Origin of the sequence: Nonomuraea sp. NPDC050540 (genome assembly GCF_044457485.1) — a bacterium.
In the GTDB taxonomy this organism is placed as follows: Bacteria; Actinomycetota; Actinomycetes; order Streptosporangiales; family Streptosporangiaceae; genus Nonomuraea.
Genome location: NZ_JBITHA010000019.1, coordinates 144,667 through 170,056 on the forward strand (window position 1 = coordinate 144,667; position 25,390 = coordinate 170,056).

A 25,390-nucleotide genomic window follows, 5' to 3' on the forward strand; every position below is an offset into this window, starting at 1 on the left:
CGTCATCGGGCGCCGAGGCCGCAGCGAAGGCAGGCCGGGCGGGTGCGGTAGTAGTAGGCCAGGGTGGCCAGGCCGAGCGCCGCGGCCCAGATGGGCCAGTACGCCATCGGGCTCACCAGCCACGACGCCGGGTCCGTCCAGTCGGTGACCCGGATCGCCACCGCCCCGGCCGAGGCCAGGATCGCCGTCACCGCCGCGGCCGCGCCCAGCGGCAGCTTGCGCGGCACCGGCCGGCCGGCGAGCACCGGCACCCAGCGCGGCCAGATCTCCCCCCACGGGCGGACCAGGCCGAGCGTCAGCACGCCGCCCACCGCGCCGAACGTGGCCAGTCCCGCGCCCGCCCACGCCATCCCGGTCTCGTGCAGCCACCTGATCCCCTCCTCCGAGAACAGCAGCGGGATCTTCAGCGCCCACGCCCAGCGCACGACCGAGTAGAACAACGGGACGGCGAAGGCCGTGTAGGCGGCCCACCTGCCCCAGCGCGCCGCGCTCGCGGGCGTGCTCCAGTGGGTGGCGTGGACGTCCGCGCGGCCGCAGCTCTGACACGCTCCCGCGCCGCGCCGGGTGGCCGCCAGCGCCGCCCCCGCCCACAGCAGGCCGCCGGCCAGGCAGATCAGCATGTTCACCACCGGCCAGGGGAAGGCCAGCTCGAAGTAGTCGGCGTCCGGCCAGCCGAACGGCAGACCCACCAGGAAGATCGGCGCGTAGCCGACCGCCGTCATGATCCGGGCGTCCGGCACCAGCACCACCAGCAGGAACGCCATCGCCCACGCGGGAGCCAGCATCGCGATCCTGGCCGCCCCGCTCCAGCGCCGTGCCGGGCCGCTCCAGCCGCGGGTCAGGGCCACCGCCAGGAGGGCGCCCGCGAGGCCGAGTCCGGCGATGACCGGGGCGGTCCCCGCGGCGGTGGCCGCGCCCAGGAAGGACTCGGCGCGGGCGTCGGGGACATCGCCTTCGCCGAACGGGAAGCCGGCCCCGCCGTAAGCCCAGAAAAGCCCCAGACCGCCGTACGCCAGCGACCACGCGGCCGCTCCCCACGTCACCCGTCGGGGCCAGCGGGCGCTCTTCGCAACCTGCGTCGTGTTCATGGCTCAAGCCTCGCGGCGGGGGCGGCCGCCGCACATCTGCCGTTCGCCGGATCCGATGGCCTTCGCACCTGCCCCGCCTCCGCCGTTCGGCGGATGCCGCCCCTCCGCCGCCCCTCTACCCTCGAACCCATGGACGTGTTCGCGGCCGTCGCCGCCGTCCTGGCGGCGGCGACGGCCCTCCTCCCGCGCCGGGCGCCGAGTTTCGCGTCCCTGACACCCGAGGTCGTGGCCCTGGTGGCCGGCGGCGTCTCGCTGCTGGTCACCGCCGTCACCGTGCTGGCGAGGGCCGGAGCGCAGGCCGGGACCTGGTGGCTGTTCGCCGAGGTGCCCGCGCTGCTGGTGCTCACGCTCCTGGCCGCGCGCCGCCGCCCGGCCGCCGCCCTCGTGCCCGGACCGGCGGTCGCGCTGGTGCTGCTCAGACAGGTGTGGAACGCTCCGCCGCCGCTCGTCCTGGGCGCGTGCGCGGCCTGGGCGCTGCCCGCGGTCGCGGCGGCCGGGGCCGGGCTCTACCTGCGCTGGCTGGACCAGGCCAGGGGGCGGGCGGTGGCGGCGGCCGTACAGGATCAGCGGCTGGCCCTCGCGCGCGACCTGCACGACTTCGTCGCCCACGACGTCAGCGGCATGCTGGTGCAGGCGCAGGCGGCCGGGTTCACGCCCGGACTGCCCGAGCAGGTCGCCGACGCCCTGCGGCGCATCGAGGACGGCGGCCGGCGCGCGCTCGCCTCCCTCGACCGCACCGTCCACATGCTCAACGACCCGGACCGGGCGCCGACCCCCGGGCTCGAACGGGTGGAGGAGCTGGCCGACGGGTTCCCGCCGTCGGTGCGGGTGAGCTTCGACGTCGCGGCCGAGGGGGTCTCGCGTGAGGCGTCGGCGACCGCGTACCGGGTGGTGAGCGAGGCGCTGACCAACGTCCGGCGCCACGCGCCGAGGGCGAGCGCCGTGGAGGTGAGCGTGCGGGCCGGGCGTCTCCGGCTGGAGGTCCGGGTTCAGGACGACGGGGCGGCGGGCCGTACCGACGGCAGAAGGAGCATCGGCCTTTCCAGGAAGGGCGGCTTCGGCCTCGCGGGCCTGTCGGAACTGCTCGCCGCCGCCGGCGGCTCGCTGGAAGCGGGCCCGCACGCCGACGGCTGGCGGCTCACGGCGATGATCCCGGCATGACACGGTACGGCGCCGCCGTCCCACGAAAGCGGAGAAGATGACCACACGGATCGTGATAGCCGACGACCAGGACGACGTCAGGATCGGCTTCCGGCTCATCCTCGACTCCCAGCCCGACATGACCGTCGTGGGCGAGGCGGCCGACGGCGCCAAAGCGGTCGAACTGGCCAGGCACCTGCGACCCGACGTCGTGCTGGCCGACATCCGCATGCCCGGCCTCGACGGCCTGGAGGTCACCCGTCAGCTCGCGCAGGAGACGCGGGTGATCGTGGTGACCACGTTCGACCTCGACGACTACGTCCACGCCGCCCTGCGCAACGGCGCGGCCGGGTTCCTGCTCAAGCGGTCGGGGCCGGCGCTGCTCATCGAGGCCGTCCGGGCGGCGATGGCGGGCGACACGCTGATCAGCCCGCAGGTCACCGTGCGGCTGCTGCGCCACCTGCGCGCCGAAGCCGGCCAGGCGCCGCCGCCCGACCCGCTCACCGACCGCGAACGCGAGATCGCCGTCCTGGTGGCGCACGGCAGGACCAACGCCGACATCGCCACCCAGCTGTTCATCAGCGCGGGCACCGTCAAGACCCACCTGTCCAACATCCAGCGCAAGGTGGGCGCGGCCAACCGGGTCGGGATCGCCGCCTGGGCCTGGAGCTCCGGAGCCGCCCGCTGAGACCGCGGAACCTTGCCCATGCCATCGAAGGACCGGCATGGGCAACGGCGACCTCACCTCCGCCATGGCCCGGATCGCCCTCGGCGGCTACTCCGCCCCGGCACCGGCGGGACCACTCCTGCGGCAGCCGGCCGGTCTGTGATGCGCCCGGTGGGGCGCCGCCTGCTGCCGATCTCGCACCTGCGCGGCCACGAGGCGGCGGTCGCCGCCGAGCCCGCCGCGTACCCCACCTCCGTGGTCGGCACAGCTAGCCGAGTTCGACGCGTATGCCGCGGCTCAGGCCGGAGTCGTGCAGTTCGACGCTCTCCGCGCTGGCGGTCTTGGGCAGGTCGAACTCCAGGGCTCCGGTGAACGACTGGCCGGGGTCGATGCGGATCGGGGTGATCTCCTTGCCCGCCTTGTCCAGGAGCCGGGCGGCGCCGTGGAGGACGTCGTCCTGGTCGATCAGCTTCTGCTGGCCGGGGTAGAGGACCCTGGCCTCCTGGCCGATGTTGGACACCCGTACGGACAGGCGGCACTGACGGCGTTCAGCGGTCTTGGCGGGTTTGGGGCACTTGGTGGCGGTCACGGTGAACTTCAGCTTGCCGTCCTGGACCGGCGCGCCCTCACCCGCCGCCGACGGGCCGCGGAACATCCACGCCATCAGCGAGATGAACAGCACGATCACCAGCAGCACGATCACCGCGGCGATCAGGCATCCCGACATCCCCCGGCGCGCCGATCGCTGGGGTACGCCGAAACCACGCGGCGGCAGCGGCCCCTGACCGGTGGCGGAAGGCCGGGGCAGCGGCCCCTGACCGGTCGTGGAGTGCTGGGCGAGCGGCACCGGCCCGGTCACCCCGGGCCCGGAGCGCCGCGGATCACGCAAGGGCGGCCCGGTACGCGGATCGTGCCCGGGACCCGCCGGCCCCGGCAGCGGTCCCTGACCCGTGGTCGAGTGCCCCTGCCTGCCCGGCCCACCAGGGGCGGCGCGGCCGGGGGCCGCAGGGCTGGGGGCGCCGGGGGGACCTGGCTGCGCAGGAGGACCGGGGTGCGGGAGCTTGCCCGGGGCGCCGGGGCGTGAGGGCCGGCCTGAGGTGCCCGGGTGCGGCGGCTGGCCTGAGGTGCCCGGGTGCGGCGGCTGGCCTGAGGTGCCCGGGTGCGGCGGCTGGCCTGAGGTGCCCGGGTGCGGCGGCTGGCCCGGGGCGCCGGGGTGCGGGGGCTGGCCTGTGGCGCCGGGGTGCGGGGGCTGGGCCGGGGTGCCCGGGTGCGGGGGTGGGGTGAAGGGGGCCGGGCGTACCGGCGGGTTCTGGGCCACCGCCGGGTCCCACATGCTGGTCAGGTGGCGGGTGGCGGCCAGCTGGGCGGCGGGCTCGTCGGCCGCGCCCACGAGCTCCAGGAGCAACTGCCGCGACGCCGGCCGCCGCGCCGGGTCGGGGTGGATGGCCGCCGCCACCAGCCGGTCCAGCGGCGCGGGCAGCCCCCGCAGGTCGGGCGGGGCGGTCCTGGCGCGGGCGGCCATGACGTAGGCGTCGCCCTCGCCGAAGGGGTGCCCGCCCAGCCCCGCGTACGCGATCAGCGAGCCCCACGCGAACACGTCGCCCGCCGGGCTGGTGCGCCCCTCGAAGACCTGCTCGGGCGCGATCCACCCGGGTGTGCCCATGACCATGCCGGCGTTGGTGTGGCGGGAGTTGACGTGCGTGGAACGGGCCAATCCGAAGTCGATCACGCGCGGCCCGGCGAGGGTGAGCATGACGTTGGCCGGCTTCAGGTCGCGGTGGACCAGGCCGACGGCGTGGATGGCGGTCAGCGCGGCCGCCACGCCCACGGCGGCCGCGTGCAGCACCGACGGCTCCAGCGCGCCGTGCTCGATGAGGTGGTCCTCCAGGGAGACGCCGTCGATGTACTCGGTGACGAGGTAGAGCAGGCCGTCGTGCTCGCCGTGGTCGAGTACGCGCGCGGTGCAGAACGAGGCGACCTTGCGCGCGTTGGACACCTCTTCGTGAAAGCGCGCCCGGTAGACCGGGTCGGCGGCGAAGTCGCGGCGGATCGCCTTCAGCGCCACCTTGGACCCGTCGGCGCCCTTGGCCAGGTACACGGTGCCCATGCCGCCCGAGCCGAGGCGCTTGACCAGCTCATACGGGCCGATCTCGGACGGGTCGTCGGGGGTCAGCGGACCGCGCTTTCCCACCCTCGCCGCCCTCTCACCGTCGTCATCCCGCCGTCTCAAACCGACCGATCCTCCGCCCGGCATGCCTTTTCTCCCAAGACTCTAACGGTTGAGAGACGATCAGGCGTCGCACTGGGTTTCATCGCAGGCCGGGGCTCTGAGGCTCCGGAGGGTCCGGCCGCGGCGGGAAGGGTACGGCTCCCGCCCCGGGGATCGGCGCCACCACGGTACGGGGGCCCTCCGGAGGGTGCGTGGACTAGCGGATCCAGCTGACGCCGGAGCCCGTCTTCATGCGATCACCCCCTTTCCCGAAGGCGGGGAGCGGGGCGCCGGCGGCGCCCCGGCTCGGGCATGGAAGCGCGCCTCGGACACGAACCACGTCGACCGGGACGCCGCCGGGCCTCCCGTCGTGCCCGCCGCTCAATAGGGTGCGCGGCGGTGCACACGGGCCTGGATGCGCCCACGCTAAGGCCCGTTCACGGGGACCTCGACGAGCATGGGCAGGTCGGAGGCGGTCGCGACGCGCAGCGCGGCGGTGAGCGCCTCGCCGGACTCCACGTGGCCGGCGGCGACGCCGTACCCCTTGGCGATGGCGCAGAGGTCGGCGCCGGGGCCCGCGCCGTCGAGGCGCGACAGCCAGCGCAGCATCGCCTGCGCGCCGTCGGTGAGGACCACGACGGTCAGCGGCACCCGGTAGGCGGCGGCGCTCCACAGGGCGGCGACGGCGTGCTGCAGCGACCCGTCGCCGACGACGGCCACGACGGGGCGGGACGGTTCGCCGAGCTGGGCGCCGATGGCGGCGGGCAGGCCGTGTCCGGGCTCGCCGCCCGCCGCGCACAGGAACGAGCCGGGCCGGTCGATCCTGATCTGGTCGTGGAAGACGGGGCGGCTGGGCGGGGACTCGCTGACCCAGATCGTCTCGGGGGGCGCGCCCTCGGCCAGCGCGGCCAACGCGGTGGCGAGGCTCATCGGACGGCTGCCGCGGGGCGCGGGGGAGGGCGCCGGCCAGGTGCCGGGCAGGGGCTCCTGCCTGAGCTTGGTGAGTTCGGCGAGGGCGGTCAGCGCCTGCCGTACGTCGCCCACGATGACGTCGCCGAAGGCGGCGCAGGACGGGTCGGAGGTGAGCAGGACGGCGGCGACGCCCTCCGGCGGGGGCACGCCGGCGGCGAGGACCAGGTCGTGGGCGGCGAGCTGGCGGGCGGCGGATCCGGCGTCCGGGAGCAGGGCGCCGCGGTAGTGCGGATGGGACTGCGGGAAGGACACGCGGCCGGACTGCGAGGCCTCCCAGACGGGCAGGGCGCAGCGCTCGGCGAGTTCGACCGCGGCCGCCCAGCCGCCCGAAGCGTCCACGTCGGCGCCGACGACGAGCACGGGCGAGCGTGCGCGGTCGAGCCGCTCGGCCAGGACGGCCAGCGCGATCGGGTTGGGGGCGGCCGCGGCGGCCAGGGGGCGGACCGGGGGCGCCGGGTCCGCCTCGGTCGCGGCCAGGTCGGCGGGCAGCGACAGGAACACGGGGCCACGCGGCGGGGTGAGGGCGACGTGGTAGGCCCACTCCAGGGCGGCGGGCACGTCGCGCGGCGCGGGCGCGCAGGACCACTTGACGGCGGGCCGGACGGGTTCGCGGCCCTCACCGGCCTGCCCCGGCCCGGTCGTGACGATGAGCGGGGTGCGGTTGGCGGCGGCCCCGAGCACGGCGCCCGCCCCGTGGGCCGCGCAGCCGAGGTCGACGAGGACGGGCCGGCCGGTGACGGAGGCGTACCCGTCGGCCATCGCGACCACGACGGCCTCCTGGAGGCCGCGGATGCGGCGGACGTCGCCGGGGAAGACGCCGTCGGCTCCCGGGCCGCCGAAGACGGTGGTGAGGTCCCGCAGCCGCATCCAGTCGGCGATGGCCCGGCTTGTGGCGCTCATGATATTGATGGGAATCCCTCGGCATCAATGAGGCAATCATCCGTTTCGGTCGACGGAACGCCGAGTGCGAATTCCGTGGCTCTGTTCCGGCAGGGAAGACCGCAGGTCAGTGGCCTTTGGGCGGATGGCCCCGGTGGATCGACTGCAGGACGCCGACCGCGGCCAAGGCGGCCACCGTGGCCGACCCGCCGTACGAGACGAGGGGGAGCGGGACGCCGATCACGGGGGCCAGCCCGAGCGCCATGCCGATGTTCACGAACGTCTGGAGCGCCAGCCAGCACACGACCGCCGCCGCGGCGACGCAGCCGAACGAGCCCGTGCGGCCCGCGATCCGCAGCCCGCGCCACAGCACCACCGCCAGCAGGGCCACGATCAGCGCCGAGCCCAGGAAGCCGAGTTCCTCGCCGGCCACGGTGAAGACGAAGTCGGTGTGCTGCTCGGGCACGAACCGCCCGGCCGTCTGATCGCCGTTGAACAACCCGCGCCCGTACGCGCCGCCCGAGCCGACCGTGACCAGCGCCTCCTTGGCGGTGTAGCCGGCGCCGAGCGGGTCGGCCCCCGGCTCGGCGAAGGCGATGAGGCGGCTCACCTGGTGCGGCTGGAGCAGTCCCAGGAACCAGGCGGCGGCCCCCGCCGCGACGGCCGACCCGCTCAGCGCGAGCAGCCACCGCAGCGCCACCCCGGCGGCGAACAGCGCGCCCAGCACCACCGCGGCCAGGATCAGGAACGTGCCCATGTCGGGCTGCAGCAGGATGAGCGCGGCGGGCGGCGCGGCCAGGGCCAGCGCCAGCCCGACCTGGGTCCAGCGCGGCCGCCGCTCGCCGTCGTCCCGCTCGGCGAGCACGGCGGCCAGCGCCAGCACGAGCGCCAGCTTCGCCGGCTCCGACGGCTGCACCTGCAGGGGCCCGAGGCCGAGCCACGCCTGCGCCCCGTTCACGGTACGGCCCAGCGGCGTCAGCACCGCCGCCAGGCTGAGCACGGCGCCCAGATAGGCCCACGGCGTGTACGCCCGCAGCACCCGGTGACTCGTGGCGGAGAGCGCGACCATGACCGCGACCCCGACGGCGATGTTGACGAGCTGCCGCTTGAGGTAGGTGAGCGGATCCTGCCCGGCGTCCAGCAGCCGGGGCTCGGTGGCCGACCACACCAGCACCGCGCCCAGCCCGCACAGCGCCACCGCCGCCACGGCCAGCACCCAGTCGGGCCGCCGCGCCCTCACCGCAGGGCCGCCTTCCTGCCCTCAAGCCCGTACATGCCCGACCAGATCTCCCGTACGGCCGGCGCCGCCGTCGACGCGCCCGTCCCGCCCTGCGAGACCACGACCACCACGGCGTAACGCGGCTTGCCGGCCGGCGCGAAGGAGGCGAACCAGGAGGTGTCCTTCTTGCCGTACGCCTCCGCCGTACCCGTCTTGCCGGCCACCGCCAGCCGGTCCAGCGGGAACCCGGCGAACGCCCCGGCCGCCGTCCCGCTCCTGGGCACCTCGGCCAGCGCCTTACGGATGTAGGCGAGCACCTTTCCCGGCACCGGCAGCCGCCCGGCCACCTTCGGCTTGATCCGCCGCACCACGCTGCCGTCGGCCCGCACGACCGCCTTGCCCACGCGCGGCGTGAACAGCCTGCCGCCGTTGGCCAGCGCCGCGTACGCCCTGGCCAGCTGCAACGGCGTCACCAGCACGTCGCCCTGGCCGATGGAGAAGTTGGCCGCGTCGCCCGCCCAGAACCGGTGCCCGTCCAGGCAGCTCTCCTTCGCGATCGCCCGGACGTAGGCGGACCTGGCCCGCTTGGCCTCCTTGCACGACTGCTTCCTGGTCTGCGCCCAGAACGCGCGCTTCCACGCCCGCGTCGGCAGCCGCCCGGCCGCCTCGCCGGGCAGGTCGATCCCGGTGCGCTTGCCGAACCCGAAGGCCGCCGCCATCTTCTGCATCGGATCCTTGGGCCGCTTGACCGGCTTCGTACCGCCGTCCTTGAGCCACATCTCGTAGGCGAACCGGTAGAAGATCGTGTCGCACGAGGCGGTCAGCGCCCGGCTCAGCGGCATGCTGCCGAGCGGGATCCCGCGATAGTTCCTGAACGATCTGGCGCCCACCCGGAACGACCCCGGGCAGCCGTAGATCCCGTCGAGCGCGTAGCCCGCCTTCACCGCCGCGGCGGCCGAGGTGATCTTCCAGGTGGAGCCGGGCGCCCACTGGCCCTGGATCGCCTTGGGCTGCAGCCTGCCGCGCAGCTCACGGTAGGCGGGGCCGGAGATGCCGCCCGACCACACGTCGGGGTCGTAGCCCGGGTGGGCGGCCAGCGCCACCACCCGTCCCGTCCGCACGTCCATGACCACCGCCGCGCCGGCGTCCGCGGGCAGCCGCCGCCCGCGCGCCCCCTCCACCGCCCGGCGCAGCGCCCGCTCGGCCACCTCCTGCACCTCGGCGTCGATGCTGGTCACCAGGTCGTGCCCGGCCACCGGCGGCGTCTCGCCGAGCGTCCTGACGACCTGGCCGGTGGTGTCCACGACCACCTCGCGCCGGCCCGGCCGCCCGCTCAGGTCGGCGTCGTAGCGGGCCTCGAGCCCCTCCTGGCCGGACAGGCCGATGCCGCTGGCCGGGTCGCCGCCGCCCGACGGCGCGACGTAGCCGAGCGTGTGCGCCGCGAGCTCGCCGCGCGGGTGCTCGCGCACCGGCACGGGATCGGCGCTCACGCCGGGGAACAGCTCGGGCCGCTCGGCGATCTGCAGCGCCGCCCGCGTGCTCACCTCCCCCGCCACGGGGATCGGCTGGTACGGCGAGCCGGGCCAGCACGGGGGGCGGACGCCGGCCGTACACAGGCGGACCTGCTCGGCCAGGCGCGCGGCCGGGACGCCGAGCACGGCGGCCAGCCGGTCGAGCACCGCGCGCCCGCCGTCGCGGCGGCGGGTCAGCGCCACGTGGTCGACCGTGACCGCCAGCCGGGTGCGGTTGCGCACCAGCGGGCGGCCGCGGTCATCGAGGATCCCGCCCCTGACCTGCGGCACGACCACCTGCCTGACGTGATCTTCCGCCGCGGCCCTGGCGTAGTCGTCGCCGTGGCGCACCTGCACGTCCCACAGCCGGATGAGCAGGATGAGCAGCAAGGAGGCGATCAGCACGTGCAGGACCAGCAGCCGGGAACGCATCGGGCGCCTTCCACCGCATCGGGAACCAGACCAGGGGGCTCGCGGCCACCGTGTACGCGGCGGCCAGGGGGAGGACGTGGACGAGCGCCGGGCCCCCGGCGCGCGGGTCGCCGAGCGCCGCGTGCACGCCCGCGGTGAACAGCAGCCCGGCCAGCACGCCCAGCGGGAACGCGGCGACGGCCGGCAGCCTGAGCAGGTGGCCGGCGACGTACCCGGCCAGGCACAGGGCCAGCGCGTCGCGCCCCACCGGGTGCACGGCCGGCGGGATCAGGTCCAGGACGGCGCCCGCGGCGAACCCGGCCACCGCGCCCGCGACCGGCCCCCGCAGCCGGGCGACGGCCAGGACCGCCAGCAGGGTCAGGTCGGGGGTGACGCCGCCGGGCAGCGACAGCCGGTTGACCAGCACCACCTGGATCAGCGGCGCGAGCGCGACCGCCGCCCAGGCCCGCGCGGGCATCACGGCGCGCTCCCCGGCGGGATCACGACGGCGACCGCGTCGAGGGCGGTGAGGCGGGCCGCCGGACGGACCAGAGCGGTACGGGTGAGGGGATCGGTGGCGGGCGAGACGCTGACGATGGTGCCGATCGGGACTCCCGGGGCGAAGGGCACCATCCGCCGCGAGCCGAACGTCACCACCTTCTGGCCCGCCGAGACCGGGGCCTCGGCGTCGAGCAGGTTCAGGCGCAGCAGGCCGCCGGGCTTGCCGCCGCCGGTGACGGTGCCGACCTCGCCCGGCTTCTCGCCCTGGAGGCGGGCGCCGACGACCGAGGTGGCGTCACTGGCCAGCAGGACGGTGGCGGTGCCGGGACCGGCGGCGACGACCCTGCCCACCAGGCCGTCGCCGTTGAGCACGGTCAGATCGGGACGGACGCCGGAGGTGGTGCCGGCGTCGATGGTGACGGTGGCGGACAGGCCCTGCCGCCCGCCGTAGGCGATGACCTGGGCCGCGACGAAGCGCGGTCCTGGCGTGGCGGGGTCGGGCCGGTGGGGGCGGGTCCAGAGTTCGGCCCGCAGGCGGGCGTTCTCCTGCTCCAGCGCCCGGATCCGGCGGCTGTCTGAGCCGCCGGCTGCCAGGCCGGAGACCGCCCTCTCGACCGGTCCTGCCACCGCGGCGCCCGCGGTGAGCAGCGGTTGCAGCGCGGCCTCCCGGTCGGCGGCGATGAGCAGCGCAGCGGCCAGCACGAGGACGCCCACCACCAGCCTGCCCCGGCCCGGTTTCCCGCCGAGCGCGCCCCGGCCCCGTCTCATGCGTCTTCCTTCTCGGCGGCCCCCGAGCGCATCCGCAGGTCGCCTCCTTCCAGATCAGCGACGGGTCTCCGGTACGAAGACGTCCTTCAGGCGGCCGAACTGCTCCACGCACCGGCCGGAGCCGAGCACCACCGACTGCAGCGGGTTCTCCACCAGCTTGATCGGCATGCCGGTGGCCTCCGACAGCCGCCGGTCGAGTCCGAGCAGCTTCGCTCCGCCGCCGGTGAGGGCGATGCCGCTGTCCATCAGGTCGCCCGACAGCTCGGGCGGGCACTCGTCCAGGGTGGCCTGGACCGCTTCGACGATGGCGTTGACCGGCTCGGCCAGCGCCGCGCGGATCTCCGCGGCGCTCACCGGGACGGTCTTGGGCAGGCCGCTGACCAGGTCGCGGCCGCGGATCTCGGCCATCGGGTCCTCCCCGTCGGGGTAGGCGGAGCCGATGTTCATCTTGAGCTGCTCGGCGGTGCGCTCGCCGAGCATGAGGCCGTGTTCCTTCTTGGTGTGGGCGATGATCGCCTGGTCGAGTTCGTCGCCGCCGACCCGGATGGAGGTGGAGCTGACGATGCCGCCGAGCGAGATGACGGCCACCTCGGTGGTGCCGCCGCCCACGTCGACGACCATGCTGCCGGCCGGCTCGTGCACGGGCAGGCCGGCGCCTATCGCGGCGGCCATCGGCTCCTCGATGAGGTAGACCTGGCGGGCGCCGGCCTCGTAACAGGCTTCTTTGACGGCGCGCTGCTCGACGCCGGTGGTGCCGCTGGGCACGGCGACCACGACGCGGGGGCGGACGATGTAGCGGCGGCGGTGGACCTTCTGGATGAAGGAGCGCAGCATGCGCTCGGCGATCTCCAGGTCGGTGATCACACCGTCCCTGAGCGGGCGGATGGCGACGATGTAGCCGGGGGTGCGGCCGATCATCTGCTTGGCGTCGCCTCCGACGGCGACGATCTTGTCGGTGCGGGTGTTGATCGCCACGACGGACGGCTCGTCGAGCACGATGCCGCGGTCTCGGACGTAGACGAGGGTGTTGGCGGTGCCGAGATCCACCGCCAGGTCACGGCCAAGGAAGGGAAACGGGATGGGCATGGGCGACACCAGCCCTCTGGTGGGGGATAAATCACGCCCTTCCCCACCTATTCCCCGTCAAACGGCCAGGTCAGAAGGTTTCACAATCGTTAGCAAGGACGGTGTGCTTGATCCCTGGTTCGGGTAAACCCGAAACCATGGATCGCACCCCGGGGGAAGCCCTTCCTTCTCCTTGGCGAGGATGAGGATGGTGGACATGCCGGGGAAGTCGATCGTGCAGCACCGGCGCGCACCGGAGGCCGCCCAGCCGGGCAGCCTCGAGAAGGGGATCGACATCCTCTTCTCGCTCAGCGCCGCGGCGCAGCCGATCAGCCTGTCGCAACTGTGCAGGAACACCGGCCTGCCCAAGTCGACCGCCCACCGGATCCTCGCGGTCCTGTGCTCGCGGTCCCTGGCCAAACGGGCCGGCACCGACTACCTCGTCGGCGACCTGCTCGCCCGGCTCGGCGACGCCCGGGGCCGCATTCCGGGGACCAGGCGGGCCGTCCTGCCGTACCTGCTGTATCTGTACGAGACCACCCGACAGACGGTCAACCTGGCCGTCCTGTCGGGCCTGGAAGCCGAGTACGTCGAGCGGGTCTACGGCCACAACCGGGTTCCCTCGCCCTCCGACGGCGTGGACCGGGCGCCGCTGCACTGCACGGCCATCGGCAAGACGCTGCTCGCCTACGACTCAGGGCTGCGCCAGTCGTTCGCCGACCAGGGCAGCCCGCCGCGCCTGACCCGCCGCACCATCACCAGCCTGACCGGCCTGGACCGCGAACTCGCCCGCGTGCGCCACTACGGCGTCGCCTACGCCCAGGAGGAGTTCGCCGACGGGGTGGCCTGCGTGGCGGCGCCGGTGTTCGACGCGGCGGGCAAGGTGGCCATGTCGATCTCGGTGGCGGGACCGGCGGTCGCCCTGCCCCTGGCCCGCCTCGGCATCTCCGTCAGAGGCGCCGCCCAGGCCATCTCCGCCGCCCTCGCCCGCCTCGGCTGATCTTTCAGGGACGCAGCGCGGCCGCCTCCGCGGCGAGCTTCTCCACCCGCGCCCAGTCCCCGGCGGCCAGGGCGTCGGCGGGCGTGAGCCACGTGCCGCCCACGCAGCCCACGTTCGGGAGCGCCAGGTAGTCGGGAGCGGTGGCCGGCCTGATCCCGCCGGTCGGGCAGAACCGCACGTCCGGCAGCGGTCCCGCCAGGCTCTTCAGGTACGGCAGGCCGCCCGCCGCCTCGGCCGGGAAGAACTTGAGCTCCTTGACGCCCCGCTCCGCCAGCGCCATGACCTCCGAAGCGGTCGCCGCCCCCGGCAGGAACGGCACGCCGGACCCCAGCAGCGCCTCGGCCAGCGCCGGGGTCGTGCCGGGGGAGACCAGGAACTTCGACCCGGCCCCGGCGGCCGCCGCGATGTCGGCCGCCGACCGGATGGTCCCGGCGCCGATCACCGCGTCCGGAACCTCCGCCGCGATGCGCGCGATCGACTCCAGGGCGGCAGCCGTACGCAGGGTCACCTCGATGACCGGAAGCCCGCCCGCGACGAGCGCCCGCGCGAGCGGGACCGCCGTCTCCACGTCGTCGATCACCACGACGGGCACGACAGGGGCGAGATCAAGCAGGCTCATAGACACTTCTCCTCGAAAGCTGCTGGGTCAGCCAGGCCGCCGCCCCCGTCAGCGCCGGCTGCGGCGCGACGATCAGCGTGGTGGCGATCGACGACAGGTACCCGGACATGCTGGGGCTGGCGGCGAACCGCCGGCGGAAGGCGCTGGCTCGCACGCGCTCCACGATACGGGGGAGCACGCCGCCGCCGATGTAGACGCCTCCCCGGGCGCCCAGGGTGAGCGCGACGTTCCCGGCGAAGGTGCCGAGCATGGCGCAGAAGACGTCCACGGTCTCGGCGCACAGCGGGTCACCGTCGCGGGCCACGATCTCCGAGGCGCTCAGCCCGTCGACGGGGGCGGCGCCGTTGACCAGCGCCAGCGCCCGGTACAGGCGCGCCAGCCCGGGTCCGGACAGCACGTGCTCGGCCTCGACGTGCCGCAACCCCTGCGCACGCAGCGCGGCGACGATCTCCTGCTCGCGCTCGTCGTGCACCGGGACGCTGACGTGGCCGCCCTCGCCCGGCACCGGGATCCAGCCATGGTCGCCCGGCACCAGCCCGGCCACCCCGAGCCCGGTCCCCGGCCCGAGCACCGCCTTGATCCCGTCGCCCGGCGCCGGCCCGCCGAGCCCGGCCAGGTCGCCGTCGCCCAGGTGGGGCAGGGACACGGCCAGCGCCTCGAAGTCGTTGAGCAGCACCGCGTTCGGCACACCCAGGTCCCTGACCGACCCCGACCACGGCAGGTTCGTCAGCCGGTAGGAGTCACCGCCGATCGGCCCCGCGACCGCCACGCACGCCGCCCCCGGCCGCACTCCGCCCGCGTGATCCGCGAGATAGGCGGCTACGGCATCCGGAAGGCTCGCGTGATCGGCCCCGGCCAGCACCGCGACGTGCGAGGGAGCCTCGCCCGGCGCGGTGACGAGCCCGAACCTGGCATTGGTGCCGCCGACGTCGGCGACCAGCCACGGAAGCTCACCCACCGGCGTGCTCCGCGGCGTGGCGGGCGTGCTCTTCCATGACCTTCAGCCGGGACGGCGTGGCCTCCGCGTGCGCGGCCCCGGCCGGCGCGGCGAAGCCCAGGCCCGGCCCGTGCTCGGGCTGCTCGGCCCCGCTCACCCCGAAGACGCCGGCCCCGTACTCGGCCGGCCCGGCCATCCGCCGGAAGGCGGCGAACAGCTCACGTCCCGTCCCCACCCACTCGGCGTCGCTCAGCGCCCGCCCCTGCGGCTCGCGTCCCGACAGGTCCGCCAGCACCTCCAGGGTCCCGGCGGCGGAGTCGAGCCGGATGACGTCGCCCTCGCGCACGAGCGCGATGGCCCCGCCGTCGGCGGCCTCCGGCGACAGATGGATGGCCGCGGGAACCTTCCCCGACGCGCCGGACATCCGGCCGTCGGTGACGATCGCCACGTTCTGTCCCCGGTCGAGCAGTACGGCCAGCGGCGGCGTCAGCTTGTGCAGCTCGGGCATGCCGTTGGCCGAGGGCCCCTGGTAGCGGATGACCGCCACGAAGTCCTGCCCGTCCAGCGCGCCGGCCTCGAAGGCGGCCAGCAGGTCGAGCTGGTCGTCGAAGACCTTGGCCGGAGCCTCGATGACCAGGTGCTCGGGCTTGACCGCCGACACCTTGCTGACGGCGCAGCCGAGGTTGCCCTCGACCATGTGGATCCCGCCGTCGGCCGCGAACGGCGCCGCGACCGGCGCCAGCACGCCGAGGTCGGAGCTGCCCTCGGTGCGTTCCTCCCAGACCAGCGCGCCGTCCTTCAGCGACGGGGCCGAGCGGTAGTGGTCGAGCCCGCGCCCGGCCACGGTCAGCACGTCGCCGTGCAGCAGCCCGTGGTCGAGCAGGTCGCCGATGAGCACCTGCATGCCGCCGGCGTCGCGGAAGTGGTTCACGTCCGCCTGGCCGTTGGGGTAGATCTTGGTCAGCGACGGCACGACCTTCGACAGGCAGGCCAGGTCGTCCCAGGTCAGCACGATGCCCGCGGCGGCGGCCATGGCCACCAGGTGCAGCGTGTGGTTGGTGGAGCCGCCGGTGGCCAGCAGCGCCACGCAGGCGTTGACGATCGACTTCTCGTCGACGAGCTCGCCGATCGGGGTGTACTCGGAGCCGTGCGCGGTGATCTCCACGGCCCGCCGCCCGGCCGCCTCGGTCAGGGCGTGGCGCAGCTCGGTGTGCGGGTTGACGAACGTGGAGCCGGGCAGGTGCAGGCCCATGACCTCCATGAGCGCCTGGTTGGAGTTGGCGGTGCCGTAGAAGGTGCAGGTGCCGGGGGAGTGGTAGGAGGCGGCCTCGGCCTCCAGCAGCTCCGTGCGGCCGACCTTGCCCTCGGCGAACAGCTGCCGGGTGCGCGCCTTGACCTTGTTCGGCAGCCCGGAGCCCATCGGCCCGGCCGGGACGAAGATCGCCGGCAGGTGCCCGAAGTGCAGCGCGCCGATGAACAGGCCCGGCACGATCTTGTCGCAGACGCCCAGCAGCAGCGACGCGTCGAACATGTCGTGCGACAGCGCGATGGCCGTGGACATGGCGATCACGTCGCGGCTGTAGAGCGACAGCTCCATGCCGGCGCGGCCCTGGGTGATGCCGTCGCACATGGCCGGCACGCCGCCCGCGACCTGCGCCACGCCTCCGGCCGCGCGCACCGCCCTCTTCAGCTCCGGCGGGTAGGTCTCGTACGGCTGGTGGGCGCTGAGCATGTCGTTGTAGCTGGTGACGATGGCGACGCCGGGCTTGGCCGTACCGCGGAGGAGGGGCTTGTCCTCGGCGGAGGCGGCCGCGAATCCGTGCGCGAGGTTCGCGCAGCCGAGGTGCGCGCGGGCGGGGCCCTTGGCGCGGGCGGCCTCGCCGTCGCGGCGGATGCGCGCCAGATAGGCGGTACGGCTGGCGGCGCTGCGCTCGGCGATCCGGTCAGTGATCTCCTGGATCTCCCGGTGGGTCATCACGCCTCCTCGTGCCAGGCCCGGCCGCTGCGGCCGAGCAGTTCGTGGGCGCCCGCGGGGCCGGCGGTGCCCGCGGGGTAGGGCTCGGGCGGTTCGGGAGAGGATTCCCAGGCCGCCAGGATCGGGTCGATCCAGCGCCAGGCGGCCTCGACCTCGTCGCGGCGCATGAACAGCGTCGGGTTGCCGGCCAGCACGTCGGTCAGGAGGCGCTCGTAGGCCTCGGGGACGCGGGCGGTGAAGGTCTGGCCGAAGCTGAGCGACAGCGGCACCGGCTTGAGCGTGGTCTCGCCCGCGCCCGGCTCCTTGGCCATGATGTGCAGCTCGATGCCCTCTTCCGGCTGCAGGCGCAGCACCAGGCGGTTGGGCGAGCCGCCGGGGTAGATGGAGTGCGGCACGTCCTTGAACTGCACCACGATCTCCGAGACGCGGCGCGGCATGCGCTTGCCGGTGCGCAGGTAGAACGGCACGCCCGCCCAGCGCCAGTTCTTGATCTCGGCGCGGATGGCGGTGAACGTCTCGACCCGCTTGGAGTCCTCGGTGGGCGGGGTGGAGGCGGGCTCGTCGAGGTAGCCCACCATCGCGCTCTCAGCGGTGTACTGGCCGCGGACGGTGAAGCGGTCGACCTCGCTGCTCTCCTGGATGGGGCGCAGCGCCTGCAGCACCTTCACCTTCTCGTCGCGGATGGACTCGCGGTCGTTGCGCGCCGGCGGCTCCATCGCGGTGAGCGTGAGCAGTTGCAGCAGGTGGTTCTGGACCATGTCGCGCAGCGCGCCCGCCTGGTCGTAGTAGCCGCGGCGGCCGGGCGTGCCGACGGTCTCGGCGACGGTGATCTGCACGTGGTCGATCCAGAGGGAGTTCCAGATCGGCTCCAGGAAGGCGTTGGCGAAGCGGAGCACGAGCAGGTTCTGCACGGTCTCCTTGCCGAGGTAGTGGTCGATGCGGAAGATCTGGTGCTCGTCGAAGATCGCGCCGACCTCGTCGTTGATGCGCTGGGCGCTGGGCAGGTCGCGGCCGAGCGGCTTCTCCAGCACCACCCGCGACTGCGGGGTGACCAGGCCGGCCTCGTGCAGTTCGCGGCAGAACGGGCCGAACGTCATGGGCGGGCTGGCCAGGTAGAAGATGCGGTCGCGCTGCTCGTGCCCGGCGAGCTGCTTCGACAGCTCGGCCCAGCCGGACTTGTCCGGGTTGCCGGAGGGGCCGCCGACGTCCACCGACACGTGGTGCAGGCGGCCCAGGAAGCGCTGCCAGACGGCCGGGTCGTCGACGGGGACCTGGTCGCGTACCTCGGCGTCGACCTTGCCGCGGAAGTCGGCGTCGGTGAGCCCGCCCCGGGACATGGCGATGACGCGGGTCTCTGGCGCCAGGCGGCCGTCCCTGTCGCTGTGGTACAGCGCCGGGATCAGCTTGCGCATGGACAGGTCGCCGGTCCCGCCGAAGACGACGAGATCGGCGGCGTGGACGGCGGCGGGAGACGAGAGGGGGGACACGACACGAGCTCCGATGATCAGCCAAGCAAGGACAGAACGGACATTAGCCAGAGTTTGGGTCGTGCACAACCCGAGTTTTGCTATTTGAGATAAGAAAGTCGGGACTGTTCATGACTTAAGCAGGTGTGATTCACTAAGTCGATGCCTCGACGTACCGCCGCGCCCCTCGCCACCAGTGGCGAATTCCTGCGGCTCATCCGCACCGGAGAGGCCGTGACGCGAGCGGACCTCGGCCGGGTCACGGGACTGTCCCGGCCTGCCGTGCAGCTGCGGGTGGGCGAGCTGATCGAGCGCGGCCTCGTGGTGGAGCGCACCGACGCGCCCTCCACCGGCGGGCGGCCGCCGGTCAGGCTGGAGTTCAACGCCGGGGGCGGCGTGGTGCTGGTGGCCGCGCTCGGCGCCAGCCGTACCCGGGTGGCGGTGTGTGACCTGTCCGGCGCGGAACTGGCCGCGCGGCGCTTCCACATCGACGTCGAGCAGGGGCCCGACGTCGTGCTGCCGCTTCTCATGGACACCTGGGACGAACTCCTCGGCGACACCCCGCGCTCACGGGTCCGCGGCGTGGGCATGGGCGTGCCGGCGACCGTCGAGTTCGCCCAGGGGCGCACCGAGAGCGCCCGGGTGATGGCCTCCTGGACGGGCGTGGTCATCCCGCCGCTGATCAGGGCCCGCTTCGACGTGCCCGTGCTGGTCGACAACGACGTGAACGTCCTGGCCATCGGCGAGCACCGCGGCGCCCACGCGAACGTCACCGACCTCATGTTCGTGAAGATCTCCACCCGGATCGGCGCCGGGATCATCTCCGGCGGCGAGATCCTGCGCGGCGCACTCGGCGCGGCGGGGGAGATCGGCCACATCCCCGTACGCGACGGCGGCGGCGTGCTGTGCCGGTGCGGCAACATCGACTGCGTCGACTCGGTGGCCAGCGGCACCGCGCTGCTGCGCGACCTGCGCGCCGCCGGCAAGGACGTCAAGACCATCGAGGACGTCACCGCGCTCGTGCGGGCCGGCGACGCCCAGACGATGGCGACGGTACGCGAGGCGGGCCGGCGCATCGGCGAGGTGCTGGCCTCCGCGGTCAACATCCTCAACCCGTCGGTGGTCGTGCTGGGCGGCGACGTGGCCGAGACGTTCGGCCCCCTGGTGTCCAGCATCCGCGAGGTCGTCTACCGGCGCTCCACCGCCCTCGCCACCCGCACGCTGCGGATCGAGGCGAGCAGGATGGGCGCGGGGGCGGGCATCACCGGCTGCGCGGTGATGGTCCTGGACCACGTCCTGTCGCCGGACGCCGTGGACGACGCCCTGAGTTGAATATGGTCGGGCGTTTCGGTCATGGCACAATCTCCGCCATGTCTAACCGGATCCTGGCCCTGGCCGCCGTCCTGACGCTGGCCGCCACCGGCTGCGGGATGCTGCCCCAACCGCAGCAGGCCGCGCCCCCCACGAAGGCCCAAGAGTCGGCCCCCGCCACCACCCCGGCGACGACGACGCCCGCGGCCACCCCCTCCGCCACGAGCGACGACCGCCCCGCCCTCGCCGAGACCCGCAGCACCATGACCCCCGACCTCAAGGTCGAGGTGGTCGGCCTCAACCGGCTCAAGGCCAAGCATCTGGTGGTCCAGATCCGCCTCACGAACACCGGCGCGGACAAGGACCTCACCTGGACCGGCGAGATGGGCGACGAGACCCGCAAGCTCGGCGCGATCAGGTGGGCCTCCGGCATCGGCGTGCTCGACGAGCGGGCCAGGACCTGGATCCTGCCGTACAAGCCCGAGGGCAGCCCCTGCCTCTGCACCGACGAGAAGCGCGACGACATCGGCTACTTCATCAAGCCGGGCGCCTCGATCTCCCTCTACGCCGTCATGCCCGCCCCCAGCGGCGACCAGCAGACCGCGACCGTCGTCACCCCGCTGGCCCCGCCCATGCTCAACGTCCCCGTCGGCGACGACCCGCCGCAGGGCGACTTCCCCGACCCCGACGCCGAGCCCGTCACCCCGCTCGTCCACCGCGTCGTCCTGCCGTCGGAGTCGAACGACAGGACCGAGGAGACCGCGGACGACGGCAAGGACCTCCGGGTGAACCTGTCCTCCGACGTGCTGTTCGCCGTGGACAAGGCCGTGCTCACCTCGCGGGCCAAGGCGGTGCTCGCGCGTACCGCCAAGCTCATCGAGTCCTCGCCCGCCACCGAGGTCACGGTCGAGGGCCACGCCGACTCCTCCGGCAACGACGCCATCAACGACCCGCTGTCCGCGCGTCGCGCCCAGGCCGTGAAGGCCGCGCTCGCGCCGCTGCTGACGCGCGACGGCGTCGCCTTCCAGACCAAGGGGTACGGCTCGCGCCGCCCCCTGTACAGCAACGACACCGATGAGGGCAAGCGGCGCAACCGGCGGGTCACGGTGACCTTCGCCAAGCCGCGGGCCGCCGCGCGGCCGTCCCCCTCCCAGGACGTCGTCTCCACCGTGGGCCCCGGCGACGACCTGACGGGCAGCACCAAGGCCGACGGCCAGCCCATCGCCATGGAGGTCACCGGGCTGCGCCGGCTGCAGGGCGGCCTCGGCCTGCTCACCTACACGATCGCCAACGAGGGCACGGCGGAGGCGTGGTACAACGACCTGCACGACGGCCAGGACTGGCAGTCGTACAAGTACCAGTCCGCCAGCGCCGTCGTCCTCACCGACCAGGAGAACCGCCGCCGGTACCTGCCCGGCCGCATCGAGGTCCAGGCCGGTGACGACCCGGGGTCGTACTGCGCGTGCAGCGGCGTCTCCGGGGTCCGGCTGGGCACCGAGAAGTTCGCGCCGGGGCAGAAGCGGGAGTTCTGGGGGCTGTTCGCGCTGCCGGACGGGGCCTCGGGGCTGAGCGTCAAGATCGCCGGGTTCCGGGAACTGCAGGTCCCGATCCAATAGCGCTCAGGCGGTGATCACCGCGGCGGCTCGCGCGGCGGTGACCATTGTGGCGGGAGGGTGGAGCGGACGGCCTCCTCCGTGCGGCCGATCACCGCGTGGCCGTCGTCAGCGGTGATGATGGGGCGCTGGATGAGGATCGGGTGCTCGGCCAGCGCCCGGATCCACCGGTCGCGGCTGCCCGGATCGCGGGGCCAGGAGGCCATGTCCCCGGCGGCGTCCTCGCCGGTGCGGGTGATGTCCCAGGGTTCCAGGCCGAGGCGGGAGAGCACCTCGCGGATCTCCGCCTGGGTGGGCGGGTCGTCCAGGTAGCGGCGGACGGTGTACTCGGCCTGCTCGGCGTCCAGCAGGGAGATCGCCGAGCGGCACTTCGAGCAGGCGGGGTTGATCCAGATCTCCATGCCGGAAGAATAGGGCTCCTCGCGGTGAGGCGCCCTACTCTTCCGGCCCCTGCGCCCTGCGTCAGCTCAGCAGGCTTTGGCCCACCCAGCCGGACTCCTCGCAGCCCGGCGGGACGTAGAAGACCGCCGACCCGATCGGCGTCGTCCACTCGTTGAGCAGATCGGCCTTGGCCAGGCGGCGCTGCACCGGTGTGAACTGCCGCGCCACGTCCGCCTGGTAGGCGGCGAACAGCAGCCCGGTGTCCCCGTCGTCGTAGTTGTACACGCGGCGGAACATCCGCAGCCCGGGGTCCTGGGTGTGCGCCCGCCGGATGTGCGCGTACTCCGAGATCACCGGGAAGCCGATCGCGTTGAGCTTGGCGAAGTCGGCCTCGTCATGCTCGGCCCGCCCGCTCAGCGGGGCGCCGTTGTCCAGCCGCCGACCCACCGTGAACTCCTTGGCCACCCGGTCCGCGGCGTCCCAGGAGTCCATGAGCATCCGGATCCGCCGCAGAACCAGCATGGTGCCACCGGCCAGCGGCCCGTCCGCGATCCACACGGCCCGCTCGAACTCCGGCGTCCCGGGCTTGGGATTGACCGTCCCGTCGAGCTGGCCCATGAGATTGCGCTGGGTCAGTCCCGGCCGCTGCACCGCCTGCCGGAACCCGCGCTGCACCCACCTGACCTTCGTGAACGACGCGGTGTCCTTCACGATCATGCGCAGCGCGTGGGCCAGCGTGACCGGATCGTCGCAGCAGATCTGCAGCAGCAGATCGCCCTCCGACCACCGGTCCTCCAGCCGATCCACGGAGAACCCCGGCACCTGCTCGGGCCCGCCCTTGACGCCCGCCGCCCTGAACAGCCCCGGCCCGAACCCGAACGTGACCGTCAGCCGCGCGGGCAGCGCCGCCAGCTCGGGCTCGGTGTCGGCCAGCGCGCCGCGGCCCTGGGTGAGCCGCCGGGCGTCGTCGGTGAGCAGCCGCATCAGCCTGCCGAGCGCCTCCCTGCCGACGCCCTTACGCAGATCGAGCCCGACGAAGGCGGCGTGGGCCTGGGGCGTGGTGGCGACACCCGCCTGCCGGACCCCGTGAAACGGCTCCACGGCCGTGCCGCCGACCGCCTGCCCGGCGGGCGGAGCGGGCTGCCCCGTGGCCGCGCCGGCTCCGATCGGCTCCGCGGTTTCACGCCCTGCCACCGCCGCGCCGTCGGCGGTCTGGGCGCCGGCCGGGAGACCCGCGGTGAGCGTACCCGTCGCGACCAGGCCGCCCGCCGCCGCGCCACCGGCGAGCAGGCGGCGGCGGGAGATCCCGGCCGGGCGCTCGCCGTCACTCATGGCCGGGCTGGTACTTCTCGTTGGCACCGGCGAAGTCCTTGCCCACGGCCTTGAACTCCATCGTGCCGCCGTCCTTGAACGTCAGCGTGAAACCCACCTCGGAGCCCGGCTTCACCGGCGTGCTGACGTCCATCAGCATGATGTGGTCACCGCCGGGCTTGAGCTCCAGCTTCCCGCCCGCCGGGATCGTGAAGCCGCCCTCCTTGGGCCGCATGGTCATCTGCGTACCCTCGCCGACCGTCTCGTGAAGCTCCACCGTGGGCGCGCCGGTGGAGGTGGCGGAGACGATCGTGATCGCGGCGGCGGAGGGGTTGGCGATGGTGCCGAAGGCGGCGGTCATGCCGCTCTTCGTGGTCTTGATCCAGGGATCGGCGATGGTCAGCGGGCCCGCGGTGCCGGGCGTGGCCTTTCCGGCCGTACCGGTGGGCGTGTCAGAGGCGGGGGAGGAGGCGGCGCCGGTGGGCGCGGCGCCGGCGGGGGCGGCGGAGGTGGCCTGCTGCCCACCGCAGGCGGCGACCGCGGCGGTGGCCACGACGGCCAGGAGGGCATGACGAATACGCATGATGAGCTCTCTTCCAGAGGTCCAGAAATTTCGGGCAATCAACACCCACGCCAGGCCACAGCGGGCCCGGCCCGAACACACCCTCCGCCCGGCGACCAGGGCCACTCAGGGCACGCCGCCACAGCAGCCACACACAGGCGGCGCCCAAGGCTCAGCCCATCTGGTGAGCCGTCGGCCGCCGATGCCGGCACGGTCCCGTTGGCCGGGGCCGCCACGGCCGTGACACGGACCGGCGTCAGCCCGGCAACGGCGGGCGGGCCCGGCGGCGGGCTGCGGGGGAAGGGGTTCTCGGACCAGAGGCCCGGGAGGGTCAGGCGGGGAGGAAGAGAGGCGGGCCCCGGCCTGAGAGGGTGTGTTCCAGGAGGGCGGAGCGGGGGGTGGGGGGCTCCGCGTGCCGTACAGGAGCGGAAGGTCCTTCCATCACCGGTACGGCCGGCAACAGGCCGAGCCGCACCAGCACCCGGCGGAACAGTCCCCACAGCGCGGCCTCGCCCCGCGACAGCCACAGCGCCGTCAGAACGATCGCCCACCCGTGCATCACGAGCATGCCCAGCCCCGGCACCAGCCCGGAGTGCGCGTGCCCGCCCTGGACGGCCACCGGCGCCGCGTCGTGCAGCATCGAGAACATCACGTGCAGAACGGCCTGCACCACGACCAGCAGCGCCAGAATCCCACCGGCCGAACGTTCCCGCCCGGTCAGCGGCAACGCCGCCAGCAGCGACAACGCGATGGCCGCCACAGCGCCGGGCAGCGCCACGGCGGCACCGGCCACGACATGCGCGCCCATGCCCAGCCCCGCGCACACCGCGGCGAACGCCACGGCACGCACCAGACGGAACGGCAGGGAGGCAGGCATAGTGCCCGCCATCATCCCAGAGCCACCCCCCACCCGCGACCCCACCCCCAACCCTCCGCTCCCAGCACCGCCCACCCCGATGCCACGAACCACCCCCAGCGCCCGGGTTGGGCCACGCCGCTCCTCCCGGGCCGCGTTGTGCCGGGTCGTGCCCATGCGGCGCCGCCTCTCCCGGGGCGCTCCGGGTCGGGCTGGGCCGGGTCGCGCGGCGAGTTGCTGTCCTGGGCTGTTGTTGGCTGCGGCTGTAGGGGTGGTCAGCGGTTGCGGGGTTGGTTGCCGGGCTTCTTGCCTGGGGTGCGGGTCTTGGTGGGCCGGGGCTTGGTGGGTTTGGTCTTGGTGGGGGCCGGGGTGGCGGAGGGGTGGGGTTCCGCGGGAGGCAGGGTGACCGGGGGCGGGGCGGCGGTGGTTTGGGCGCTGGGGCCGATGGGGGTGAGGTCGGAAGGGGAGTTCGCGCTGGTGTCGGCCGGGCTCGGGGCCACCAGGGTGGGGCGGCGGGACTCGCGGGCGGCCATGGGCGTGCGGGTCGGGGGATGGCCGACCACCGGGGTCGGGGGGTGGGTGTGGGTCTGGGAGGGGGTGGGGTGCGTGCGGGACGGGCGGGGTGTGGACGAGGGGGTGGCCTCGGCGTGGGCGGTCTTCTGGCCGGGGTCGCCCGGATGGCCGGAGGAGCCGGGCCAGCCCACGGCGTTCAGGGAGGCTCCGCCGAGCGCGCCCCTGGAGAGGATGGCCGCCGTCGCCAGCAGGAGCACCCCAAGGAGTACTCCGGCGATCATCAGGGCCCGGCTCGCGCGAGGACGCGTCTCGTTCACAGCCGCCGATGGTAGTCACTCGCGGAGCGAATGCCCACACAAGGCTCACAGCGGGCCGTGATCGGGGGCTGGCATTCTGATAGATCCGCGCGGGCCGGG

General features: G+C 74.1%; 22 protein-coding genes. 5 read left to right on the forward strand and 17 right to left on the reverse strand.

All coding sequences use genetic code 11. From position 1 onward, the window contains the following. Nucleotides 1-2: 2 nt before the first annotated feature. Nucleotides 3-1,088, reverse strand: coding sequence for a hypothetical protein (locus ACIBI5_RS44345; protein ID WP_397256335.1), 1,086 nt, complete (start codon nucleotides 1,086-1,088; stop codon nucleotides 3-5). A gap of 129 nt (nucleotides 1,089-1,217) precedes the next feature. On the opposite strand from ACIBI5_RS44345, the gene ACIBI5_RS44350 reads away from it, so the two are divergent. Both ACIBI5_RS44350 and ACIBI5_RS44355 read left to right on the forward strand, forming a co-directional pair. Next, entirely contained in the window at nucleotides 1,218-2,249 is a 1,032-nt protein-coding gene (locus ACIBI5_RS44350; protein WP_397256336.1) for a sensor histidine kinase, read from the forward strand. 37 nt (nucleotides 2,250-2,286) lie between these two features. Continuing rightward, nucleotides 2,287-2,916 carry a response regulator gene (locus tag ACIBI5_RS44355; RefSeq protein ID WP_397256338.1) on the forward strand — a complete coding sequence of 210 codons (630 nt, stop codon included), beginning with the start codon at nucleotides 2,287-2,289 and terminating at the stop codon, nucleotides 2,914-2,916. Nucleotides 2,917-3,163: 247 nt separating this feature from the next. Here ACIBI5_RS44355 and ACIBI5_RS44360 read toward each other — a convergent pair whose 3' ends face one another. The 7 genes from ACIBI5_RS44360 to ACIBI5_RS44390 all read right to left on the reverse strand — a co-directional run bounded on the left by ACIBI5_RS44360 (nucleotide 3,164) and on the right by ACIBI5_RS44390 (nucleotide 12,451). Next, entirely contained in the window at nucleotides 3,164-5,086 is a 1,923-nt protein-coding gene (locus tag ACIBI5_RS44360) for a protein kinase (protein WP_397256340.1), read from the reverse strand. Between the two features lie 444 nt (nucleotides 5,087-5,530). Further along, nucleotides 5,531-6,976, reverse strand: a complete 1,446-nt coding sequence (locus tag ACIBI5_RS44365) for a thiamine pyrophosphate-dependent enzyme (RefSeq protein ID WP_397256342.1) — start codon at nucleotides 6,974-6,976, stop codon at nucleotides 5,531-5,533. Nucleotides 6,977-7,082: 106 nt separating this feature from the next. Continuing rightward, entirely contained in the window at nucleotides 7,083-8,195 is a 1,113-nt protein-coding gene (rodA, locus tag ACIBI5_RS44370) for a rod shape-determining protein RodA (protein ID WP_397256343.1), read from the reverse strand. After that, a complete protein-coding gene (gene mrdA / locus ACIBI5_RS44375; protein ID WP_397256441.1) occupies nucleotides 8,192-10,063 on the reverse strand; it encodes a penicillin-binding protein 2 in 1,872 nt (623 codons plus the stop codon). Before mrdA ends, rodA begins: the two co-directional genes overlap by 4 nt. Then, nucleotides 9,945-10,574 carry a rod shape-determining protein MreD gene (mreD, locus tag ACIBI5_RS44380; RefSeq protein WP_312896461.1) on the reverse strand — a complete coding sequence of 210 codons (630 nt, stop codon included), beginning with the start codon at nucleotides 10,572-10,574 and terminating at the stop codon, nucleotides 9,945-9,947. Before mreD ends, mrdA begins: the two co-directional genes overlap by 119 nt. Further along, on the reverse strand, nucleotides 10,574-11,365 hold the full coding sequence (mreC, locus tag ACIBI5_RS44385; protein ID WP_397256345.1) for a rod shape-determining protein MreC: 792 nt from the start codon (nucleotides 11,363-11,365) through the stop codon (nucleotides 10,574-10,576). The genes mreD and mreC overlap by 1 nt, the downstream gene beginning before the upstream one ends. Before the next feature lie 54 nt (nucleotides 11,366-11,419). After that, entirely contained in the window at nucleotides 11,420-12,451 is a 1,032-nt protein-coding gene (locus ACIBI5_RS44390; protein ID WP_397256347.1) for a rod shape-determining protein, read from the reverse strand. A gap of 196 nt (nucleotides 12,452-12,647) precedes the next feature. Between ACIBI5_RS44390 and ACIBI5_RS44395 the strand changes: the two genes are divergently transcribed. Further along, the gene (locus ACIBI5_RS44395) at nucleotides 12,648-13,430 is read left to right on the forward strand and encodes an IclR family transcriptional regulator (protein ID WP_397256349.1); all 783 of its coding nucleotides are present in this window, start codon (nucleotides 12,648-12,650) and stop codon (nucleotides 13,428-13,430) included. 4 nt (nucleotides 13,431-13,434) lie between these two features. Here ACIBI5_RS44395 and eda read toward each other — a convergent pair whose 3' ends face one another. Genes eda through zwf form a run of 4 tightly spaced genes read right to left on the reverse strand, consistent with a single transcriptional unit; the run spans nucleotide 13,435 to nucleotide 18,448 of the window. Then, on the reverse strand, nucleotides 13,435-14,049 hold the full coding sequence (gene eda / locus ACIBI5_RS44400; RefSeq protein WP_397256351.1) for a bifunctional 4-hydroxy-2-oxoglutarate aldolase/2-dehydro-3-deoxy-phosphogluconate aldolase: 615 nt from the start codon (nucleotides 14,047-14,049) through the stop codon (nucleotides 13,435-13,437). After that, complete coding sequence (gene glk, locus ACIBI5_RS44405) at nucleotides 14,036-15,007, reverse strand: glucokinase (RefSeq protein WP_397256353.1); 972 nt, start codon at nucleotides 15,005-15,007, stop codon at nucleotides 14,036-14,038. Before glk ends, eda begins: the two co-directional genes overlap by 14 nt. Next, complete coding sequence (gene edd / locus ACIBI5_RS44410; RefSeq protein ID WP_397256355.1) at nucleotides 15,000-16,961, reverse strand: phosphogluconate dehydratase; 1,962 nt, start codon at nucleotides 16,959-16,961, stop codon at nucleotides 15,000-15,002. Before edd ends, glk begins: the two co-directional genes overlap by 8 nt. Continuing rightward, a complete protein-coding gene (gene zwf / locus ACIBI5_RS44415; RefSeq protein ID WP_397256357.1) occupies nucleotides 16,961-18,448 on the reverse strand; it encodes a glucose-6-phosphate dehydrogenase in 1,488 nt (495 codons plus the stop codon). Before zwf ends, edd begins: the two co-directional genes overlap by 1 nt. A gap of 141 nt (nucleotides 18,449-18,589) precedes the next feature. Here zwf and ACIBI5_RS44420 point away from each other — a divergent pair, with 141 nt between their 5' ends. Beyond that, complete coding sequence (locus ACIBI5_RS44420; RefSeq protein WP_184963984.1) at nucleotides 18,590-19,759, forward strand: ROK family transcriptional regulator; 1,170 nt, start codon at nucleotides 18,590-18,592, stop codon at nucleotides 19,757-19,759. 38 nt (nucleotides 19,760-19,797) lie between these two features. Continuing rightward, on the forward strand, nucleotides 19,798-21,354 hold the full coding sequence (locus tag ACIBI5_RS44425) for an OmpA family protein (protein ID WP_397256359.1): 1,557 nt from the start codon (nucleotides 19,798-19,800) through the stop codon (nucleotides 21,352-21,354). A 14-nt stretch (nucleotides 21,355-21,368) separates the two neighbouring features. Here ACIBI5_RS44425 and ACIBI5_RS44430 read toward each other — a convergent pair whose 3' ends face one another. The 5 genes from ACIBI5_RS44430 to ACIBI5_RS44450 form a co-directional block, all read right to left on the reverse strand. Then, the gene (locus ACIBI5_RS44430; RefSeq protein ID WP_397256360.1) at nucleotides 21,369-21,752 is read right to left on the reverse strand and encodes an ArsC/Spx/MgsR family protein; all 384 of its coding nucleotides are present in this window, start codon (nucleotides 21,750-21,752) and stop codon (nucleotides 21,369-21,371) included. Nucleotides 21,753-21,813: 61 nt separating this feature from the next. Then, nucleotides 21,814-23,064 carry a Dyp-type peroxidase gene (locus tag ACIBI5_RS44435; RefSeq protein ID WP_397256362.1) on the reverse strand — a complete coding sequence of 417 codons (1,251 nt, stop codon included), beginning with the start codon at nucleotides 23,062-23,064 and terminating at the stop codon, nucleotides 21,814-21,816. Continuing rightward, nucleotides 23,057-23,626: a copper chaperone PCu(A)C gene (locus ACIBI5_RS44440; protein ID WP_397256364.1), complete on the reverse strand. Its 570-nt coding sequence runs from the start codon at nucleotides 23,624-23,626 to the stop codon at nucleotides 23,057-23,059. Before ACIBI5_RS44440 ends, ACIBI5_RS44435 begins: the two co-directional genes overlap by 8 nt. 310 nt (nucleotides 23,627-23,936) lie before the next feature. After that, nucleotides 23,937-24,482, reverse strand: coding sequence for an MFS transporter (locus ACIBI5_RS44445; protein ID WP_397256366.1), 546 nt, complete (start codon nucleotides 24,480-24,482; stop codon nucleotides 23,937-23,939). Between the two features lie 254 nt (nucleotides 24,483-24,736). Continuing rightward, the gene (locus tag ACIBI5_RS44450) at nucleotides 24,737-25,291 is read right to left on the reverse strand and encodes a hypothetical protein (RefSeq protein WP_397256368.1); all 555 of its coding nucleotides are present in this window, start codon (nucleotides 25,289-25,291) and stop codon (nucleotides 24,737-24,739) included. Nucleotides 25,292-25,390 lie beyond the last annotated feature (99 nt).

What these genes read in the sequence shown, in the direction of transcription:
- ACIBI5_RS44390 (WP_397256347.1), bottom strand. Translation starts at nt 12,451, where the DNA reads ATGCCCATCCCGTTTCCCTTCCTTGGCCGTGACCTGGCGGTGGATCTC.
- ACIBI5_RS44440 (WP_397256364.1), bottom strand. Translation starts at nt 23,626, where the DNA reads ATGCGTATTCGTCATGCCCTCCTGGCCGTCGTGGCCACCGCCGCGGTC.
- edd (WP_397256355.1), bottom strand. Translation starts at nt 16,961, where the DNA reads ATGACCCACCGGGAGATCCAGGAGATCACTGACCGGATCGCCGAGCGC.
- mreC (WP_397256345.1), bottom strand. Translation starts at nt 11,365, where the DNA reads ATGAGACGGGGCCGGGGCGCGCTCGGCGGGAAACCGGGCCGGGGCAGG.
- ACIBI5_RS44395 (WP_397256349.1), top strand. Translation starts at nt 12,648, where the DNA reads ATGCCGGGGAAGTCGATCGTGCAGCACCGGCGCGCACCGGAGGCCGCC.
- ACIBI5_RS44425 (WP_397256359.1), top strand. Translation starts at nt 19,798, where the DNA reads ATGTCTAACCGGATCCTGGCCCTGGCCGCCGTCCTGACGCTGGCCGCC.
- ACIBI5_RS44435 (WP_397256362.1), bottom strand. Translation starts at nt 23,064, where the DNA reads ATGAGTGACGGCGAGCGCCCGGCCGGGATCTCCCGCCGCCGCCTGCTC.
- ACIBI5_RS44420 (WP_184963984.1), top strand. Translation starts at nt 18,590, where the DNA reads ATGCCTCGACGTACCGCCGCGCCCCTCGCCACCAGTGGCGAATTCCTG.
- ACIBI5_RS44445 (WP_397256366.1), bottom strand. Translation starts at nt 24,482, where the DNA reads ATGCCTGCCTCCCTGCCGTTCCGTCTGGTGCGTGCCGTGGCGTTCGCC.
- ACIBI5_RS44350 (WP_397256336.1), top strand. Translation starts at nt 1,218, where the DNA reads ATGGACGTGTTCGCGGCCGTCGCCGCCGTCCTGGCGGCGGCGACGGCC.
- ACIBI5_RS44430 (WP_397256360.1), bottom strand. Translation starts at nt 21,752, where the DNA reads ATGGAGATCTGGATCAACCCCGCCTGCTCGAAGTGCCGCTCGGCGATC.
- ACIBI5_RS44345 (WP_397256335.1), bottom strand. Translation starts at nt 1,088, where the DNA reads ATGAACACGACGCAGGTTGCGAAGAGCGCCCGCTGGCCCCGACGGGTG.
- eda (WP_397256351.1), bottom strand. Translation starts at nt 14,049, where the DNA reads ATGAGCCTGCTTGATCTCGCCCCTGTCGTGCCCGTCGTGGTGATCGAC.
- ACIBI5_RS44355 (WP_397256338.1), top strand. Translation starts at nt 2,287, where the DNA reads ATGACCACACGGATCGTGATAGCCGACGACCAGGACGACGTCAGGATC.
- ACIBI5_RS44365 (WP_397256342.1), bottom strand. Translation starts at nt 6,976, where the DNA reads ATGAGCGCCACAAGCCGGGCCATCGCCGACTGGATGCGGCTGCGGGAC.
- mreD (WP_312896461.1), bottom strand. Translation starts at nt 10,574, where the DNA reads ATGCCCGCGCGGGCCTGGGCGGCGGTCGCGCTCGCGCCGCTGATCCAG.